Annotated in this window: 16 protein-coding genes; 3 read left to right on the top strand and 13 right to left on the bottom strand. The window is 67.3% G+C overall.

Annotated features, from left to right (window positions below; translation table 11 throughout):
• Positions 1-3: 3 nt before the first annotated feature.
• Both epsC and cysK read right to left on the bottom strand, forming a co-directional pair.
• Complete coding sequence (gene epsC / locus MLE27_RS02830) at positions 4-927, bottom strand: serine O-acetyltransferase EpsC (protein WP_243310372.1); 924 nt, start codon at positions 925-927, stop codon at positions 4-6.
• The gene (cysK, locus tag MLE27_RS02825) at positions 924-1,862 is read right to left on the bottom strand and encodes a cysteine synthase A (protein WP_243310371.1); all 939 of its coding nucleotides are present in this window, start codon (positions 1,860-1,862) and stop codon (positions 924-926) included. Before cysK ends, epsC begins: the two co-directional genes overlap by 4 nt.
• Positions 1,863-2,129: 267 nt before the next feature.
• Between cysK and MLE27_RS02820 the strand changes: the two genes are divergently transcribed.
• Positions 2,130-4,280, top strand: a complete 2,151-nt coding sequence (locus tag MLE27_RS02820; RefSeq protein ID WP_243310370.1) for a methyl-accepting chemotaxis protein — start codon at positions 2,130-2,132, stop codon at positions 4,278-4,280.
• Between the two features lie 164 nt (positions 4,281-4,444).
• On the opposite strand, the gene MLE27_RS02815 is transcribed toward MLE27_RS02820, so the two are convergent.
• From MLE27_RS02815 to queF, 4 genes are all read right to left on the bottom strand, one after another.
• On the bottom strand, positions 4,445-5,140 hold the full coding sequence (locus MLE27_RS02815) for a DUF1847 domain-containing protein (RefSeq protein WP_243310369.1): 696 nt from the start codon (positions 5,138-5,140) through the stop codon (positions 4,445-4,447).
• Positions 5,141-5,273: 133 nt separating this feature from the next.
• The gene (gene nifS, locus MLE27_RS02810) at positions 5,274-6,467 is read right to left on the bottom strand and encodes a cysteine desulfurase NifS (protein ID WP_243310368.1); all 1,194 of its coding nucleotides are present in this window, start codon (positions 6,465-6,467) and stop codon (positions 5,274-5,276) included.
• Positions 6,467-7,306 carry a Fe-S cluster assembly protein NifU gene (nifU, locus tag MLE27_RS02805; protein ID WP_243310367.1) on the bottom strand — a complete coding sequence of 280 codons (840 nt, stop codon included), beginning with the start codon at positions 7,304-7,306 and terminating at the stop codon, positions 6,467-6,469. The genes nifS and nifU overlap by 1 nt, the downstream gene beginning before the upstream one ends.
• Positions 7,307-7,419: 113 nt before the next feature.
• Positions 7,420-7,827 (bottom strand): preQ(1) synthase, encoded by a 408-nt coding sequence (queF, locus tag MLE27_RS02800; protein ID WP_243310366.1) that lies wholly within the window; start codon positions 7,825-7,827, stop codon positions 7,420-7,422.
• 76 nt (positions 7,828-7,903) lie between these two features.
• Between queF and MLE27_RS02795 the strand changes: the two genes are divergently transcribed.
• Complete coding sequence (locus MLE27_RS02795) at positions 7,904-8,542, top strand: 7-carboxy-7-deazaguanine synthase QueE (RefSeq protein ID WP_243310365.1); 639 nt, start codon at positions 7,904-7,906, stop codon at positions 8,540-8,542.
• A 16-nt stretch (positions 8,543-8,558) separates the two neighbouring features.
• On the top strand, positions 8,559-9,248 hold the full coding sequence (gene queC / locus MLE27_RS02790; protein WP_243310364.1) for a 7-cyano-7-deazaguanine synthase QueC: 690 nt from the start codon (positions 8,559-8,561) through the stop codon (positions 9,246-9,248).
• Here the strand turns inward: queC and MLE27_RS02785 are convergent.
• From MLE27_RS02785 to MLE27_RS02755, 7 genes are all read right to left on the bottom strand, one after another.
• Entirely contained in the window at positions 9,243-9,566 is a 324-nt protein-coding gene (locus tag MLE27_RS02785) for a type II toxin-antitoxin system PemK/MazF family toxin (RefSeq protein ID WP_243310363.1), read from the bottom strand. The two genes, queC and MLE27_RS02785, sit on opposite strands and share 6 nt — an antisense overlap.
• The gene (locus MLE27_RS02780) at positions 9,563-9,787 is read right to left on the bottom strand and encodes an antitoxin MazE family protein (protein WP_243310362.1); all 225 of its coding nucleotides are present in this window, start codon (positions 9,785-9,787) and stop codon (positions 9,563-9,565) included. The genes MLE27_RS02785 and MLE27_RS02780 overlap by 4 nt, the downstream gene beginning before the upstream one ends.
• Before the next feature lie 154 nt (positions 9,788-9,941).
• A complete protein-coding gene (locus MLE27_RS02775) occupies positions 9,942-12,617 on the bottom strand; it encodes an RCC1 domain-containing protein (protein WP_243310361.1) in 2,676 nt (891 codons plus the stop codon).
• A gap of 262 nt (positions 12,618-12,879) precedes the next feature.
• Entirely contained in the window at positions 12,880-14,022 is a 1,143-nt protein-coding gene (locus tag MLE27_RS02770) for a class I SAM-dependent methyltransferase (protein ID WP_243310360.1), read from the bottom strand.
• Positions 14,023-14,118: 96 nt separating this feature from the next.
• Positions 14,119-14,685, bottom strand: a complete 567-nt coding sequence (locus tag MLE27_RS02765; protein WP_243310359.1) for a hypothetical protein — start codon at positions 14,683-14,685, stop codon at positions 14,119-14,121.
• Entirely contained in the window at positions 14,682-15,656 is a 975-nt protein-coding gene (gene gluQRS / locus MLE27_RS02760; RefSeq protein WP_243310358.1) for a tRNA glutamyl-Q(34) synthetase GluQRS, read from the bottom strand. The genes MLE27_RS02765 and gluQRS overlap by 4 nt, the downstream gene beginning before the upstream one ends.
• Positions 15,653-16,498, bottom strand: a complete 846-nt coding sequence (locus MLE27_RS02755; RefSeq protein ID WP_243310357.1) for a M15 family metallopeptidase — start codon at positions 16,496-16,498, stop codon at positions 15,653-15,655. The genes gluQRS and MLE27_RS02755 overlap by 4 nt, the downstream gene beginning before the upstream one ends.
• Between the last annotated feature and the right edge of the window lie 171 nt (positions 16,499-16,669).

Genomic DNA, 16,669 nt, shown 5'->3' with positions numbered 1-16,669 from the left:
GCGCTACTCCTTGAGGCTTCTGGCCTGAAGCACCCTGGCCCCCGGCTCCACGTCGGAGGTTACCCACACGTTGGCGCCGATCACCGCGCCCTTGCCCACAGTGATGCGCCCGAGCACCGTGGCCCCGGAATAGATGACCACGTCGTCCTCCACGATGGGGTGACGGGGCAGGCCCTTCACGGGGTTGCCGTGCTCGTCCTTGGGGAAGCTTTTCGCGCCGAGCGTCACGCCCTGGTACAGGCGCACGTTGTTGCCGATGATGGTGGTCTCCCCGATGACCACGCCGGTGCCGTGGTCGATGAACAGGCCGTTGCCGATGGTGGCCCCGGGGTGGATGTCGATGCCGGTGACGGCGTGGGCCATCTCCGTGATGATGCGGGGGATGATGTCCACCCCGAGCACGTGCAGGCTGTGGGCCACGCGCTGGTGGATGAGCGCCGCAACGCTTGGGTAGCTGAAGATGGTTTCGCCGGGGCTCTTGGCCGCCGGGTCGCCTTCGTAGGCGGCCTGCACGTCCAGGATGAGGGCGTCGCGGATAGCGGGCAGGCTCTGCAGGAAGGCCGTGGCCTTCTCCATGGCCTGCTCCTCGCAGCCGGTGCAGGCCTTATTCTCGCCCATGCAGGTGAAGCAGAAGCCGCGCTTGATCTGGTCCGCCAGGCGGCGGAACACGATGTCCAGGTGCGCGCCGGTGTGGTAGGCCAGGGTGTCGGGCGTCACCTCGGAGTCGCCGTAGTATCCCGGAAAGAGCACGGCCTTCAGGCGCTTCATCACTTCGCTCAAGGCCTCGATGGAGGGCATGGGCGCGTCTGTGAGCTTGCGGCTGGCGAAGGCCTGGTAGGAGGTGGGCGCGGTGAGCCTGCCCACCACGTCCTCTATGACGGACTTGTCCGGGGTCATGTTGGCCAGCATGTGGTGTTCGCGCATCATTTCGAGGCCTCCGTGCCCGTGAACAGGGCGGTGCTCAGGTAGCGCTCGCCGGTGTCGCAGACGATGAACACGATCATCTTCCCCTTGTATTCAGGCCGCTTGGCCAGCTCCAGCGCGGCGTGGCAGTTGGCCCCGGAGGAGATGCCGCAGAGGATGCCCTCCTCACGCAGCAGACGCCGGGCCATGGCCAGGGCGTCCTCGTTGGCCACGCGGACCACCTCGTCCAGCAGGGCGGTGTCCAGCACGTCGGGCACGAAGCCCGCGCCGATGCCCTGGATGGCGTGGGGGCCGGGCTGCCCGCCGGAGAGCACCGGGGAGGCGTCCGGCTCCACGGCCACCACCTTGAGGCCGGGCTTGCGCGGCTTGAGCACGCGCCCAACGCCGGTGATGGTGCCGCCCGTGCCAACGCCTGCCACGAAGGCGTCCAGCGCGCCGTCGGTGTCGCTCCAGATCTCCTCGGCGGTGGTCAGGGCGTGGGCCTCGGGGTTGGCCGGGTTGGAGAACTGCATGGGCATGAAGGCCTTGGGCAGCTCCGCCACGAGCTCCCGGGCCTTCTCGATGGCCCCCTTCATGCCCTTGGCCGCCTCCGTGAGCACCAGCTCCGCCCCGAACCCCTTGAGCAGGGTGCGGCGCTCCAGGCTCATGGACTCGGGCATGGTCAGGATCAGCCTGTAGCCGCGCACCGCGCACATGAAGGCCAGCGCGATGCCGGTGTTGCCGCTGGTTGGCTCCACGATCACGGTGTCCTTGTCCAGAACGCCGCGCTTTTCGGCGTCGAGGATCATGTTGCGGCCGATGCGGTCCTTCACGGAAAAGCACGGGTTGGCCGTCTCCAGCTTGGCCACCAGCGTGACGCCAAGGCCCTGGCCTATCCTGTTCAGGCGGACCAGGGGCGTCTTGCCCACCAGCTCCACCATGTTCTCTGCGATTTTCATGGATTATCCTCGCTTCGCGCCGGGCGCGGTTCTGTTGCAAGTGCCGACTATAAACCCATTCGGGGAAGACCGCCAGATACCCGCGAAAGCGCGCGCGGGTTTTCAGGGCCGCCTGAGAACGACATTCTCCGGATTGAAAAGAGTTATTTGACAAATGTGGTAACCCCGTGGATGAATGGGCCCTCCGGTAAACATGGCAGGCAGCATAAGTTGTTCGTGTTGCAGAGTTATTCTCTGCGGATATTCTCTTCAGTATCGGGAGTCGTGATGAAGAATCTCAAACTGTCCCTCAAGATCGGGATCGGTTTCGGCGTGGTCCTGGCGCTGGTCGTCGTGCTCGGGGCCGTGGCCTTCATGGGCATGTCCTCCGTGAGCGAGACCTCGCAGCGCATCAAGAACGAATACGCCCCTGAAGTCGAGCTGGCCAACGAAATCCAGAACCACGCCCAGCGCGCCATGTTCGCCATGCGCGGCTTCGCCCATACGGGCAACAAGGCCGAATACGAGACCATGCGCGCCCAACTGGCCGAGGCCAAGAAGGCCCTGGCCGAGGCGCAGGCCCTGGCGGACCGCTACCCCAGGCTGGTGGCCCTGCGCGAGTCCATCGGCTCCTTGACCGCACAGCTCGCCGACTACGAGAAGCTTTCCTCCCAGGCGTTGGTCATCCAGGAGGCCTTGAACGCCGCCAGGGATGAGCGGGTGGCCTCGGCCGAGCGCTTCTTCAAGGCCGCGCAGGACGTGGCCCGCCTCTATGAAGGCGTGCTGCACAAATCCATCGCCAAGGATTCAGGAAAGAACACCCTGGAGGACGACCTCCAGAACCTGGAGTTGGCCAACGGCATCCTGGAGACGGCCTCCTCCATCCAGTTCCACGTGCTGCGCGCCGACGTCACTGGGGACGTGGCCGAATACAAGCAGGCCAAGGCCCTGTTCCAGCAGGTGCACAGCAACATCGCCACGCTCAAGGCCTTCGCCACGGACGCCGACCAGAAGAAGACCTTCAACACGCTCGTGGAAACCATCACCACCTACTCCGACCGGCTGGACAAGCAGATCGCCGCATCAGCCGACATGCGCGAGCAGAACGCCGCCGGGGGCAAGGCCGCCCAGTCCATCCTGGCCAACGCCACCTCCATCTCCGAGGCGGGCATCAAGCAGTTGACCAAGCTCTCCGAGCAGGCCAACGCGGAGCTGGGCGCGGCCCGCCTGGAGCTGGCCATCGGCCTGGCCGTGGCCCTGGGCCTGGGCGCTGTGATCTCCCTGTTCATCACCAGGGCCATCACCGGCCCGGTGCGCAAGGGCGTGGACTTCGCCCGCAAGGTGGCCGCCGGGGACTACGGCAGCACCCTGGAGCTGGACCAGAAGGACGAGATCGGCGAGCTGGCCGCCAACCTGAACAGCATGGTGGGCAGCCTCAAGGAGAAGATCGAGGAGGCCGACCGGCAGTCCCGCCTGGCGGCGGAGCAGGCCGAGGCCTCGCTGGCCGCAAGGGCCGAGTCCGACGCCGCCCGCGAACAGGCCGACCAGACGCTCACCAGCATGTTGCGCGTGGCCGGGGAGTTGCAGCACGTGACCGAGATCCTGGCCTCCGCCTCTGACCAGCTCTCCGTCCAGGTGGACCACTCCAGCGCCGGAGCCCAGACTCAGGCCCAGCGCGTGGCCGAGACCGCCACCGCCATGGAGCAGATGAACGCCACCGTGCTGGAGGTAGCCCGCAACGCCTCCCAGGCGGCCCAGACCGCCGAGGGGGCCAAGCACAAGGCCGAGGACGGGTCCGCCGTGGTGGCCAAGGTGGTGGAGAGCATCCGCGAGGTGCAGCGCCAGGCCATGAACCTCAAGACGGACATGTCCTCCCTGGGGCATCAGGCCGAGGGCATCGGGCAGATCATGGACGTGATCTCCGACATTGCGGACCAGACCAACCTGCTGGCCCTCAACGCCGCCATCGAGGCCGCGCGCGCCGGGGAGGCCGGACGCGGCTTCGCGGTTGTGGCCGACGAGGTGCGCAAGCTGGCCGAAAAGACCATGACCGCCACCAAGGAGGTGGGGGACTCCATCTCCGGCATCCAGCAGGGCACGCGCACCAACATCGTCACCGTGGAGAAGGCCGTGGGCGCCATCGAGGACGCCACCCGCATGGCCCAGACCTCGGGCGAATCCCTGCGGGAGATCGTCAGCCTCGTGGATTCCGCCGCCGACCAGGTGCGCTCCATCGCGGCGGCCTCGGAGGAGCAGTCCGCGGCCAGCGAGCAGATCAACCGCTCCATCGAGGAGGTCAACGCCATCTCCGGGGAGACCTCCCAGGCCATGATCCAGGCTTCGGATGCCGTGAGCCAGCTCTCGCGCCAGGCCGTGGTGCTCAAACAGCTCATCGAGGACATGCACAACGGCTCCGGGGCCAAAGCCCTGTCCGCCTAGCCCTCCCCGCCTTTCCCCCAATAAAAACGCCGGGTGATCCCTCAGGATCACCCGGCTTTTTACTTTCCAACTCGGCATCCCCGCCGTGAACGCGAAGCGATACGGGATTCCAAAGGGAGGAACTCCCTTTGGCCGCCGGAGGCCTCTTCCGTCTTCTCCGCGCCCTACTCCAGCGGCTGTTTCAGATAGCGGCAATAGCCGTCGTACTGCTGCACGGCCGCCAGGGGGTTGTGGCCAAGCAGCCGGTCCTTCACGGCGAGCACGGTGCAGGGGGCCTTGGCGTACTTGAGGAAGAGCGAATCGTGCCCCACGCAAAGCCCCAGGAGCACGTTGAAATCAGTCCCCGCCGCGTTGAGGGCCTCGGCCTGGAACACGGGGTTGCACATGCTCTCGTGGGCCGCGTTCGGGTCCACCTGGTCGGCGGGGCCGATGCCGAGCTCCGCCTTGGAGACCGCCCCGGCCTTGCAGGAGACGGACGCCACCTCGAAGCCGTTGGTCTGGAAAATCTCGTGAACTATCGCCCCTTCCTTGCGCAGCCCGATGCAGAAGGCCAGGCCCAGGCGGCGGTAGCCCATGCGCCGGGCGAACTCCACGGTCTCCACGATGCGCGGCTTGAGCGGCTTCACTGTTGCATAGCCGTTCTCCCGCCCGCCGTAGCAGAGGGACTCCTGCACGGAGGCCAGGCGGGCGAACTCCCGGTTCTCGGGCGAAACGGTTTCAGCCAGCGCCCCGGCGGCCTGCTCCCGCAGGCGCAGCGAGGGGCAGTTGGCCGGGGCCTTGCCCTTGGCGTTGCGGCAGTAGCGTTCGGACCAGTCGTAGGGGCACAGGGCGCAGGTGGGGTGGGCGTGATGCGGGTCCATGCTCGCTCCGTCAGGCGGGAGTTCCGGGGTGTCGACGCGGCCCCGCGCGGGGCGCGAAGCGAAAAGGGATTCCAAAGGGAGGAACTCCCTTTGGAATCCCTTGTAGTTATTCAGCTACTCTCGGCCGCTCCGGCTAGCAGGTGCAGGCCGGGGCCTCCCCCTCCGCGTGCTTGAAGGGCGATATCTCGCGCAGGCGGGTGATGATGGGGGGCAGCTCCTTGACCACCAGATCCACGTCGGCCTCGGTGTTGAAGCGCGAGAGGCTGAAGCGGATGGAGCCGTGGGCGTAGGTGAAGGGCACGCCCATGGCCCGCAGCACGTGCGAAGGCTCCAGCGACCCGGAGGTGCAGGCCGACCCCGAGCTGGCGCACACGCCGAAGGCGTCGAGCATCAGCAGGATGGACTCGCCCTCGACGTACTGGAAGGCCAGGCTGGTGGTGTTGGGCAGGCGGGCGTCCACCGTGCCGTTGATGCGCGTATCCGGGATGGCGGCGATCAGGGCTTTTTCCAGCTTGTCGCGCAGGGCCTTCACCGCGCTGTTCTCGTGCGCGATGTTCTTCATGGCGATTTCGCAGGCCTTGCCCAGGCCGATGATGCCGGTGGTGTTTTCGGTGCCCGCGCGGCGGCCGCGCTCCTGGTGGCCGCCCAGCATGAAGGGCCTGAACTGCACGCCCTTGCGCACGAAGAGCGCGCCCACGCCCTTGGGGGCGTGCACCTTGTGGCCGGACACGGCCAGGAAGTCCACGGGCAGGGTTTTCAAGTCGAAGGGCACCTTGCCCAGCACCTGCACGGCGTCGGTGTGCACGAGCACGCCGCGCTCCTTGGCGATCTCCGCGATCTCCTGGATGGGGAAGATCACGCCGGTCTCGTTGTTGGCGTACATCACGGAGATGAGGGCCGTGTCGTGACGGATGGAGTCGCGCAGTTCGTCCAGGTCGAGCCTGCCCTGCTCGTCCACGCCCAGGTAGGTGGCCTCGTAGCCCCGGCGCTCCAGGTGCTTGGCCACGTTGAGCACGGCGGGATGCTCCACGCGCGTGGTGATGATGTGGCGCTTCTCCGGCTGGGAGGCCAGGGCCGAACGGATGGCCGTGTTGTCGCCCTCGGTGCCGCAGGCGTTGAACATCACCTCGTCGGGGTTGCAGTTGAAGGCCTCGGCAACGCGCTCGCGCGCCTGGCTGATCTTGCGGCCCACCTGCCCGCCGAAGGTGTGCATGCTGGAGGGGTTGCCGTACAGGTCGGAGAAATACGGCAGCATCTCCTCCAGAACGGCGGGGTCAACGCGGGTGGTGGCGTTGTTGTCCATGTATATGGGGGAAGCGGGGGCCATCAGCGCACCTCCTCGACCACGATGTCGGGTTCGACCGTCTCGCGCAGGCGCTTCTCCACGAACTGCTTGAGCGTCAACTGGCTGGACTTGCAGGAGGAGCAGGCCCCGCGCAGCTGCACCAGCACGCGCTTGCCGTCCACGTCCACCAGTTCGATGTTGCCGCCGTCCTGCTGGAGGCTGGGGCTGATCTCCTCGTCGATGACCTTGTTGACCAGCTTCATGCGCTGCAGGTTGGTCAGCCCTGCGGGCTTGACCGTAAGCGGCGTGAGCACCTTCTTCTGGCCCTTGGCCTCGGCCAGCAGGTCGGCCAGCTTGTCCAGGCACTTGCCGCAGCCGCCGCCCGCCTTGGTGAAGTCGGTGATCTCCTCCACGGTGTTCAGGTTGTTCTCGGCGATGGCCCGGCGGATCTGCTCGTCCGTGACGCCGAAGCACTCGCAGACGATCTCGCCCTCGGCGTGGGGCACGGCCTCTTCGCCGCGCAGGTTCTTCACCGCCGCCTCCAGGGCTTCGCGGCCCATGACGGAGCAGTGCATCTTCTCCTTGGGCAGGCCGCCCAGGAACTCGGCGATGTCCTTGTTGGAGACGTCCAGGGCCTCGTCCACGGTCTTGCCCTTTATCATCTCGGTAAGCGCCGAGGAGGAGGCGATGGCGCTGGCGCAGCCGAAGGTCTGGAACTTGGCGTCCACGATGCGGTCGTTCTCGTCCACCTTGAGGAAGAGCTTGAGCGCGTCGCCGCAGGCGATGGAGCCGACTTCCCCCACGCAGGAGGCGTCCTTGATCTCGCCTACGTTGCGGGGGTTGATGAAGTGCTCGCGCACTTTGTCAGTATATTCCCACATAAGAATTCTCCTGTGTTGGATGCGGACTACTCGTAGCTATGGAGAATAAGACATCCGCCCCGTTTACGGAAGCACCTCGGGCCGGTTTTGTGCGCCCAAACCGCAAATCAGCCTCAAATCGAGGCCTGCACCACTATGCCGATGCCCCCGCGCGGGCGGAAGTTGCCCGTTACGGTCATTTTGCGGGGTTTGCAGGCCCCGGCCAGGTCGTCCAGGATGCGGTTGGTGAGGGTTTCCATGAAGCTGGGCTCGCTGCGGTAGCTGAACAGGTACAGCTTGAGCGACTTGGACTCGATGCACAGCTCGCCGGGCACGTAGCTCACGGTGATGGTGCCGAAGTCGGGCTGGCCGGTCATGGGGCAGAGGCTGGTAAACTCCTCGGACTCGAAGGTCACGGTGTATTCGCGCTCCGGAAAGCGGTTGGGGAAGGTCTCGATGAGCTCGGGGGATACGCGTTCGGGGTAGGTGGTTCCGGCCTGGCCCAGGTGGGTCAGTTTGGAGACGTCGTCTTTCAGGGTCATACTGCTCCCTGCGGCTTTTGACGCCGCGCGGTTCTTGGATTACGATTTCGGCTATCGCAAAGAGGTGCGTGCGCCGATGACGCTGTTGGTAACGGAAATCTTCCACTCCATCCAGGGGGAGTCCACCCATGCGGGCAGGCCGTGCACCTTCGTGCGCCTGTCGGGCTGCAACCTGCGCTGCGCCTGGTGCGACACGCCCTACTCCTGGGAGGGCGGGCGGCCCATGAGCGTGAAGTCCGTGCTGGAGGCCGTGGGGGAGCATGGCTGCAACCTGGTGGAGCTCACCGGGGGCGAGCCCCTGCTCCAGCCCGAGGCGGTCCCGCTGGCGCACGCCCTGGCCCTGGAGGGCTACGAGCTGCTGGTGGAGACCAACGGCACCCTGCCGCCCGACATGCTGCCCCAGGTGGCCACGGCCATCGTGGACGTGAAGTGCCCCTCCAGCGGGATGCACGAGCGCATGCACCCGGCGCTGCTGCAATGCCTGCGCCCCCAGGACGAGCTGAAATTCGTGCTTGCGGGCCGGGAAGACTACGACTATGCCGCCCGGACCGTGCACGCGCTGCCGCGCTCCGGGCGGGCCATCCACTTCTCGCCGATAACGGCCAGCCTGCCCCTGGCCGAGCTGGCGGCCTGGATCCTGGCGGACAGGCTCCCCGTACGCCTGAGCCTGCAACAGCACAAGATCATCTGGGACCCCGACAAACGCGGGGTATAATCATCGGAGACTCATCGTGAAGAACGCCGTGGTTCTTTTTTCCGGAGGGCTCGACTCCTCCACGTGCTTAGCCATCGCCAAATCCCAGGGCTACAACGCCTACGCCCTGAGCTTCCGCTACGGCCAGCGCCACACCGTGGAGCTGGACGCCGCCCGCCGCGTGGCCAAACACCTGGGCGCGGCAGGCCACCTGGTGCTGGACCTGCCGCTGGGCGCCATCGGCGGCTCGGCCCTCACCGCCGACATCGACGTTCCCAAGGACCGCGACACCGCCGCGATGGAGCAGGACATCCCCGTGACCTACGTGCCCGCGCGCAACACGGTGTTCCTCTCCATGGCCCTGGCCTGGGCCGAGGTGCTCCCCGCGGCGGACATCTTCATCGGCGTCAACGCCCTGGACTACTCCGGCTACCCCGACTGCCGCCCCGAATTCGTGGAGGCCTTCGAGAAGATGGCCAACCTGGCCATCAAGGAGGCCGTGGAAGGCAGGCTGAAGATGAAGGTGCACGCGCCGCTGATGCGCCTGAACAAGGCCCAGATCATCGAACTGGGCATGGGGCTGGGGGTGGATTACGGGCTGACGCACAGCTGCTACGACCCGAATGAAGAGGGGCTGGCGTGCGGGAGGTGCGATTCGTGCTTGTTGAGGAAAAAGGGGTTCGAGGAGGCGGGGGTGAGTGATCCGACGAGGTATGCCGCCCTATAGGCCCAGCCACAGGGCGAGCGTTCTGTTCACTCGCACCATGACTTCCTCGGGCATGCTCCCGGCAATCTGCCGTATCCGCTCACGCTTCACGGCGGAGACCTTGTCCACCATGATTTGCGATTCCGTCTGCAACCCGTTCGTAGGGGATGGCTCCACCTCGACCCGAAACAACGGGGCGTCAATGCGGTGCGAAGTGATCGGGCAGACCACCACGCTGGCGTGGTCAAGATTCGCCTGGTCGTGTTGAACCACCAAGGCCGGGCGGGCCTTCCCGTAATCACCGGCCATGGCCACGATCACCACGTCCCCGCGCTTCATTCAGTCTCGTCCCAGGCGCTGACGCCCTCCAGGAAATCCAGTACGGCACCCTCTTCCGGGCTCTGGCTGGCCAGCCTGCACTGACGGCGCAACTCAGCGGCGATCACGGGCGAGCGAGTGTCCGGGACCCAAATCTGCACGGCCCGCAGGCCTGCCTGCTTCATCCTGGCGCGATAAAGCTTCATTTTCTGGCTCGGGCTGACCCGGGATTGCGTCTGCATGGCGTATTTCCTTTCTCGGGTAACATAGTTACCGGCGCCGTCGCTGTCAATCGTCAGCGTAGAAGCTTCCGCACGGCCGGCCCCAAAAGCAAAAGCCCGGCGGAAGGACCACTCCTCCCGCCGGGCTTTCTCGCTTCAATCCGATCAATCGGCTCTAGTTGCCCATCAGCAGCAACTCCATCCCGGCCAGCCCCGAGGCCCCGGGCCCCGACATGTTGGTGACGATCCTCGGCGTGGCGCGCTGCGCGGTGCCGCCGTCGCCCAACTGGCCGGAGCTGTCGCAGCCCCACACATAAAGGTCGCCGCTGTTGGCGACGGCCATGGAGTGCCCCAGCTCCCCGGCTCCGGGCGCGCCGCCGCCCGCCTGCAAACCCTTCATCCCGCTCAGGCTCGGCACCTTCACCGGCGAATTGCGCTGTACGGTGTCGCCCAGGCCGAGCTGCCCGTAGGTGTTGTCGCCCCAGGCCTTGACCGTGCCGTCGAGCATCAGGGCCAGGCTGTGTTGCGCGTTGGCGGACACGTTGGCCACATTGGACAGATTGGGGATCAAGGAAGGCGCGGACTGGTCCGTGGTGTTGCCCAGGCCGAGCTGGCCGAACTGGTTGCCGCCCCAGGACCAGACCATGCCGTCCACCTTCAGTGCCAGGGAGTACCCCTTGCCGCTTGACACACTGCGTATACCGGAGATGCTTGGCACCTTCACGGCGGTGTTGCTGGAGGCGAGTGAAGCCGATGGAACACCCAACTGCCCGTCGCTGTTGGAACCCCAGGCCCAGAGGCCCTTGCCGCCGCAATGCGCCAGGCAGTGGTCCTGCCCGGCGGAGATGGTGGTCGCTCCGGTAACGTAGCCCCCCTGGGAACTGACGACCTGTCCGGGCACGGCGCTGTTGGTGTTGGAGCCGTTGCCGAGCTGGCCCAGGTCGTTCTGGCCCCAGGCCCAGACGTTCTGGTTGGAGTCGATGGCCAGCGAGGTGTTGGAGCCGCTGGCGTCGATGGCGGTGATGGTCGCCCCGTTCAGGCCGGTGAACGCCACCTGGGTGGGGGTCGGACGGTCGCTCAAGTCCCCTGTGCCGAGCTGCCCCGCGTTGTTGCGGCCCCAGGCCCACACCGTGCCGTCGCTCTTGAGCGCCAGGGAGTGCATGCTGCCCGCGGCCAGGGCCACGACGCCCGTAAGCCCGGGGATGCGCGCCGGGGTGCGGCGGTCCGTGGTGTCGCCGGTGCCCAACTGCCCGTAGGCGTTGTTGCCCCAGGCCCACACCGTGCCGTCGCTCTTGAGGGCCAAGGTGTGGGCGTTGCCCGCGCTGAAATCCAGGTCGTTGCGGGTGGTGGCCACCGTGGTCCCGGTGAAGTCAACGCCCGCCACGTTGCCGGCGGTGATGGAATGGTCCGTGGACGTGCCCACGGCCACCTGCGTGGTGGGGAAGGAGTATCCGGTCTTCTTCACCGTGATGGTGTAGGTGGTGCCCGAGGGCAGGTTGGGCAAGGCGTAAATGCCGCTGGAACGTGTCTTGTACTGGTAGCGCGTGACGCCGTCGGGCAGGGTGGTGCTCACCAGCGCGCCCTTGATGGGTTTGCCGCCCGCGTCCGTCACCCGGCCGCTGACGATTTCGCCCGTGCCGAAGGGAAAGGCGTTGTAGACGCACTTTCGGATCGTGACGAAGTTGTCGCTGCCCGCCTGGATCGAGGGCAGATTGTACCACAGGTTGTAGTTGCCGTTCCATCCCAGGTTCAGGTGATGGTAGGGGGTTGTCGTGTTGAAGCCGTACCCGTCGCAAACGATGGCGTGGCCCCCGCCGGTGTCGGAGAGGATGCCGAACAGCACGGGATATCCCGCGTCCAGGTTGGCGTTGACCATGTTGGTGCGGTTGGCGTCGGGCAGGTTGTTGCCGGAGTTCTCGCCTTTGCGCGCGTTCGCGAAACCGAACAGGCTGCCCAGTGAATTCGCCGCATCCAGGGTGTCCGAGCTGGAGCCCCCCACCGCGGCGGTGTTGTAGGACATGTTCACGCTGGCCCCCGCGTCCGCAATGAGGCGCGAGATGGCCTGGCGGTGGCTCATGAGGGTCCCGGTGGCGGGGCTGGTGTCCATGTCGCCCCACACATAGGGGCCGCCGTTGTCGTCGCCGCCCCTGGTGTTCATGGTGGACGGCTGATCCAGAACATGGATGTCGTAGGTGTGCACACCGATGCCGGCCAGCGGCTGATACTGGTGGAAGCGCAGCAACTGGGCCGTGGCCGTGGCCACGCACCCCGTCACGAGATTATACTGAGGCTCGGCCAAGGTATCCAACGGGGTGTAGAGATTGTAGGTCTGGTTGCCGTTTATGTCGTTGCTTTGCCCCCATGTGGTGCAGAGAAGCGGGCTGACCCGCACATCGGATACGCTGGAGAGCCCGTTGGTGCTCGCCGCCTTGTTGGCGCCGGAAAGAAGCAGGCTCCATTTCACCTGGGCCGCCGAGGAGGCCGCCGCCCTGCCCTGCAGCGGGGCCGCAGCGGGAGAGCGCACACCCTGCACGCGCCCGGTCACATCGCGGCTGACCAAGGCCCCCAGGGGGGTGGCCTGGGACGGATCGTACGTGCCGGAAGCGCTGAACCCGACGATGGGCTCCACCTCGTCGTCGGCGGGCACGATCACGAAACCGCCAGTGGCCAGGTTGACCACATAATACGCGGGCGATCCGTCGGGGCCGTTGTAGGAGTCCACCTGTGCGGTGGGCGCGCCCATGGCCGCCGCCATGGGTGCGGCGTCGAGGGCGAGCCAGCCAAGCGCGGCCTTCCGGGCCTGGTCCGCGGTGGTGGGCGCCGCCGTTGCGACGGCGCACGAGACAAACAACAACGCCACCGAAACACAGCATCTGAAGGCCCGGAGCATGACGTCTCCCTCCGATTGAGTGGCGCGGGGAATGCGGGTACCGGCCAGGCCCCGAACAGAGGATTCGTTCGCCGCGCGAAAGGAACAGGACCAGCGCTATCGTCTCACCGAAGTTGAGGCAAGAAACAACTGCCGGACACGTTCAATTGTCATATTGATGAAAGTTTTCGCGCTCAACATATTGAAATAATGCACCGCGACTCGCGAACCCGCATCCATGCCCTCACTCGCAGAGGTAATGCGAATTGAACCCGTCCCCCGGGATGTCGCACACTTTCACCATCCCGAACCCGGCCTCGGCCAGCAGTTCCAGCGCCTTTTGCCTGCCCCACATCATGCCCAGGCCCGGGCCGCCGTCCATCAGCCCCACGGGCATGCAGTGCAGCAGGCTCACGGTATACAGGAACGCCGCCATGGGCCGGCCCAAATTCCCGGCGATGTCCGATTCGGCCTTGATGTCCACCATGGAGAAGTATCCGCCTTCGGCCAGCACGGCGCGCACGCCCCTGAGCGCGGCCAGGGGGCGGGCCTGGTCGTGGATGGCGTCGAAGGCGGTCACGTAGCCGAACTTGCCCGCCAACGCCGCGTCCTCCCCCAGCGCCGCCGCGTCGCGCAGTTCGAAGCGGACGTTGCTCAAACCCAGGCGCGCGGCCTCGCTCCTCGCCTTCTCCAGCGCGTCGCCCGAGATATCCACGCCCAGGAACCTGCTCCTCGGGAAGGCCCGGGCCATGAGCAGCGCCACCAGCCCCTCTGAGCAGCCCACGTCCAGCACGGCGATGCCCTCACGCAACCGCCGCAGCACCTCTCCGCCCGCCACGGACGGCAGGAACACGTCCACCAGCACCTCCCGGTGCTTGGCCTCGGCCACCTGGCCCATCCATTCGTGGAAGCGCGGATAGCGGCCGTAGGGCACGCCCAGCCCGGTCCCGAACCCGGCCAGAACGTCCTCCAGTGCGCACTGCGTCAGGAGCGGGATCTCCTGGGTGTAGACGCCCAGGTTGTCCTGCCCGGCGCGGCGCGTCAGCAGGTCGGCGTGGGCGGGCGGCAGCAGGAAAAGCTCCTCCCCGGCTTCGGATGTGGAGAGCTCCACCACCCCGCCGCAGGCCACTGCGCCGAGCCATTCGCGCACGTAGCGCTCGGAGAGCCCGGCTTCACGGGCGATGGCGGCGCAGGTTGCCGGACCACCCTGGGGGGCCAGGCGGGCCAGGCGGTCCATGGCCTCCAGCAGCCCGGCGCGGTAGCCAAGGCACAGCGCGGCGTTGAGGGCGGACGCGTCGAGGATCTCTGCCATGCGCCCGGCGAAGGCGGCGCGCTTGGCCTCGTCGGACGAGGGGGCGGGATCGGACGGGGTGGATGCGGGGCTCATGGCCGTGCTCCCTGCGCCGCGCGGCGCGTGCGGGCTTGGCCCGCGCCCTGGCGGCGGGGCCGGTGTGACGGAGGCGGCGCGCCCGCGAAGCGGGCGCTACTTCACGATGAAGCCCAGGGCGCGCAGATCCTTGCCCCAGACGCTCCAGTGGCCGGTCTTCATGGCCAGGTTGCGCGTGTGGACGTTGTATTCGCCGGTCACGTTGGTCTCGATGTGGCACTGGCGGTCGTAGTTGGTGTGGGAGAGGGTCAGCTCCCAGTGGTCGCCGCCCTTGTGCTTGACGCTCTCCACGTAGAACACGTGGCCCGTGGTCATGCGGTGCCGGGAGTTGTCGCCCAGGATGAGCACCGCGCCCCCGGCCGGAGTCTGGGAGACGTGCCCCAGGCGCTCCTCGCCGTGGTACCAGCCGATGGGCGAAAGTTCGTTGTTGCCCCGGCAGCACATGTTGCCCGTGCGGCAGCGCGCGTAGGGCAGGCTCTGGGGTTCGCAGCGCCCGTGGCCCCCGCCGGGGCGCAGCTTGTAGCAGTGCGTGCTGGTGGAGTTGACGTCGATGGGCTGGCAGTTCTCCTGCTTCTTGCCGTGCTTCTTGACGCTCTTCTGCGTGGCCGCCTGGCCCGGCACGGCGACCAGAAGGAACATCAGCGCGATCAGGGCCTTGGTCATGCTCCCTCCTCCATCCAGTTCTCCCGCACCACCACCGGCCCGGCGGGCATGGGCGCGAAGCTGAAGCCGTCCGCCAGTTCCCTGGCCTCCACGGGCCTGGGCTCCGGCAGAAGCCCGGCCTTCCAGGCCAGATAGCCCACAATGCGCCCGGGCGTCACCCCCGAAGCGCGCAGCGCGCCCAGGTCCACGTCCTGGCGGCGCTTGGAGAGCCGCCTGCCGTCCGGGTCCACCAGCAGGGGAACGTGGGCGTAGGACGGCTCCACGCGCCCAAACAGGCGGATGAGGTGGATCTGGCGCGCGGTGGAGTCCAGCAGGTCCGCCCCGCGCACCACCTCGGTGACGCCCTGGGCGGCGTCGTCCACGGAGACGGCCAATTGGTAGGCGTGCACGCCGTCGCTGCGGCGCAGCAGGAAATCGCCGCACTGGCGGGAAAGCTCCTGGGTCTGTGGGCCGAGCACGCCGTCCGTGAAGGTCACGGCGCCCTCCTCCACGCGCATCCGCGTGGCCGGGCGGCGGCCCAGGGCCTCCTTGGCGGCGCGCATGGCCCCGGTCAGGGCGAGGCAGGTTCCGGCGTAGACCGGCTCCAGCTCGCCCACGTGGGGGGCCGAGGCCGGGTCGGCCTGCACCCCGCGCAGCTCGGCCCGGGTGCAGTAGCAGGGATAGAGCAGGCCGCGCGCATCAAGCCCGCGCAGGGCCTCGTCGTAGAGGCCGCGCCGCTCGTCCTGGCTGTAGGGGCCGCAGGGGCCGCCCTTGTCCGGGCCTTCGTCCCAGTCCAGGCCGAGCCAGGCCAGGTCGCCCAGGATGGCTGCCGCGAATTCCGGCTTGGAGCGAGCCGGGTCCAGGTCCTCCATGCGCAGGACCATCGCCCCGCCCTTGGAGCGCGCCGAGAGCCAGGCCAGCAGGGCCGTCCAGGCGTTGCCCAGGTGCATCCGGCCCGAGGGGCTGGGGGCGAAGCGGCCCCGCACGCTCACCGCGGGGCCCCGGCCTTGGCTATCATTTCCGGACGGTACTCGAAGTGCATGATGTCGAACTCGGCCCACTTGCCGCCCCAGACGAAGCCGTGGCGCTCGAACACCTCGACGACCTCCGCCGGGAAGGCCTTGCGCAGGCCCAGCGGGTCGTTGCCCTTGTACCATTGCCAGTAGGTGTTGACCTTGGCGTTCAGGTCGATGGCGGCCCCGAAGGAGTGCATGGAGAGGCGCTGCGTGCCCGCGATCTGCCGCCAGGCGAAGGTGCCGGAAACGGGCAGCACGAAGCGGCGAAGCTCCGGGTTGGCGGCCAGCAGGCGCTCCAGGTCCGCGTTCACGGCCTCCAGGGCCTTGGCCGCGCCGTTGCGGGAGTTGAACTGCACCGTGGCGCCCAGGAAGCGCACGGAGACGAGGGAGGCCTTCACCTCCTCGGGGGTGTGGCCGTAGGCGGCCTTGAAGAAGGCCGTGACGCGCACTCGCCCCGGGTGCACGCCGGGGCCGGGTTCGGCCGTCACCGGGGCCAGGGGATAGGGCTGGGCCAGCATGTCCTGCAGGTCGGCGTCGTCCAGGGCCTGCTCGGGGGTTTTCGATCTGCCGTCGTCGTAGGGCAGGCGCGTGCCGTCGCGCAGGGTCAGGCCGTCGGGAGAGACGGAGGCCACCACGTCGGGGTAGGTGCGTTTGAGGAGTTCCAGGTCGGCCTGGGCCTGATTCCGGGGAACGGCGTTCCCGCTGGAAGCCGCAGGCTGGGAGGAGGGATTTGGGGTCGCGGACGGCGCGGCGCAGGCGGCCGGGATTGCACAGACGCAGGCCAGCAGCGCGGCGCAGAGGAGGCGGCGTACGGTCATCGGAAATCCTCGGGTTCTCGTATCTGACGGGCCTGCGGCGTCGCGTGGCCCGGAAGCACGCTCCTCTTATGCGATTACGGGGAAGACTTGAAGTGGGGTTGTGGTCTCCCGGTGGGGCCTGCCTGAGCGGCGCGCGCCGATATATCGGAAGAATATCAACGCGCGCCGCTC

The organism is Fundidesulfovibrio agrisoli, from assembly GCF_022808715.1.
GTDB classification, from domain to species: Bacteria; Desulfobacterota; Desulfovibrionia; order Desulfovibrionales; family Desulfovibrionaceae; genus Fundidesulfovibrio; species Fundidesulfovibrio agrisoli.
This window is presented reverse-complemented; position numbering and strand designations above follow the sequence as displayed.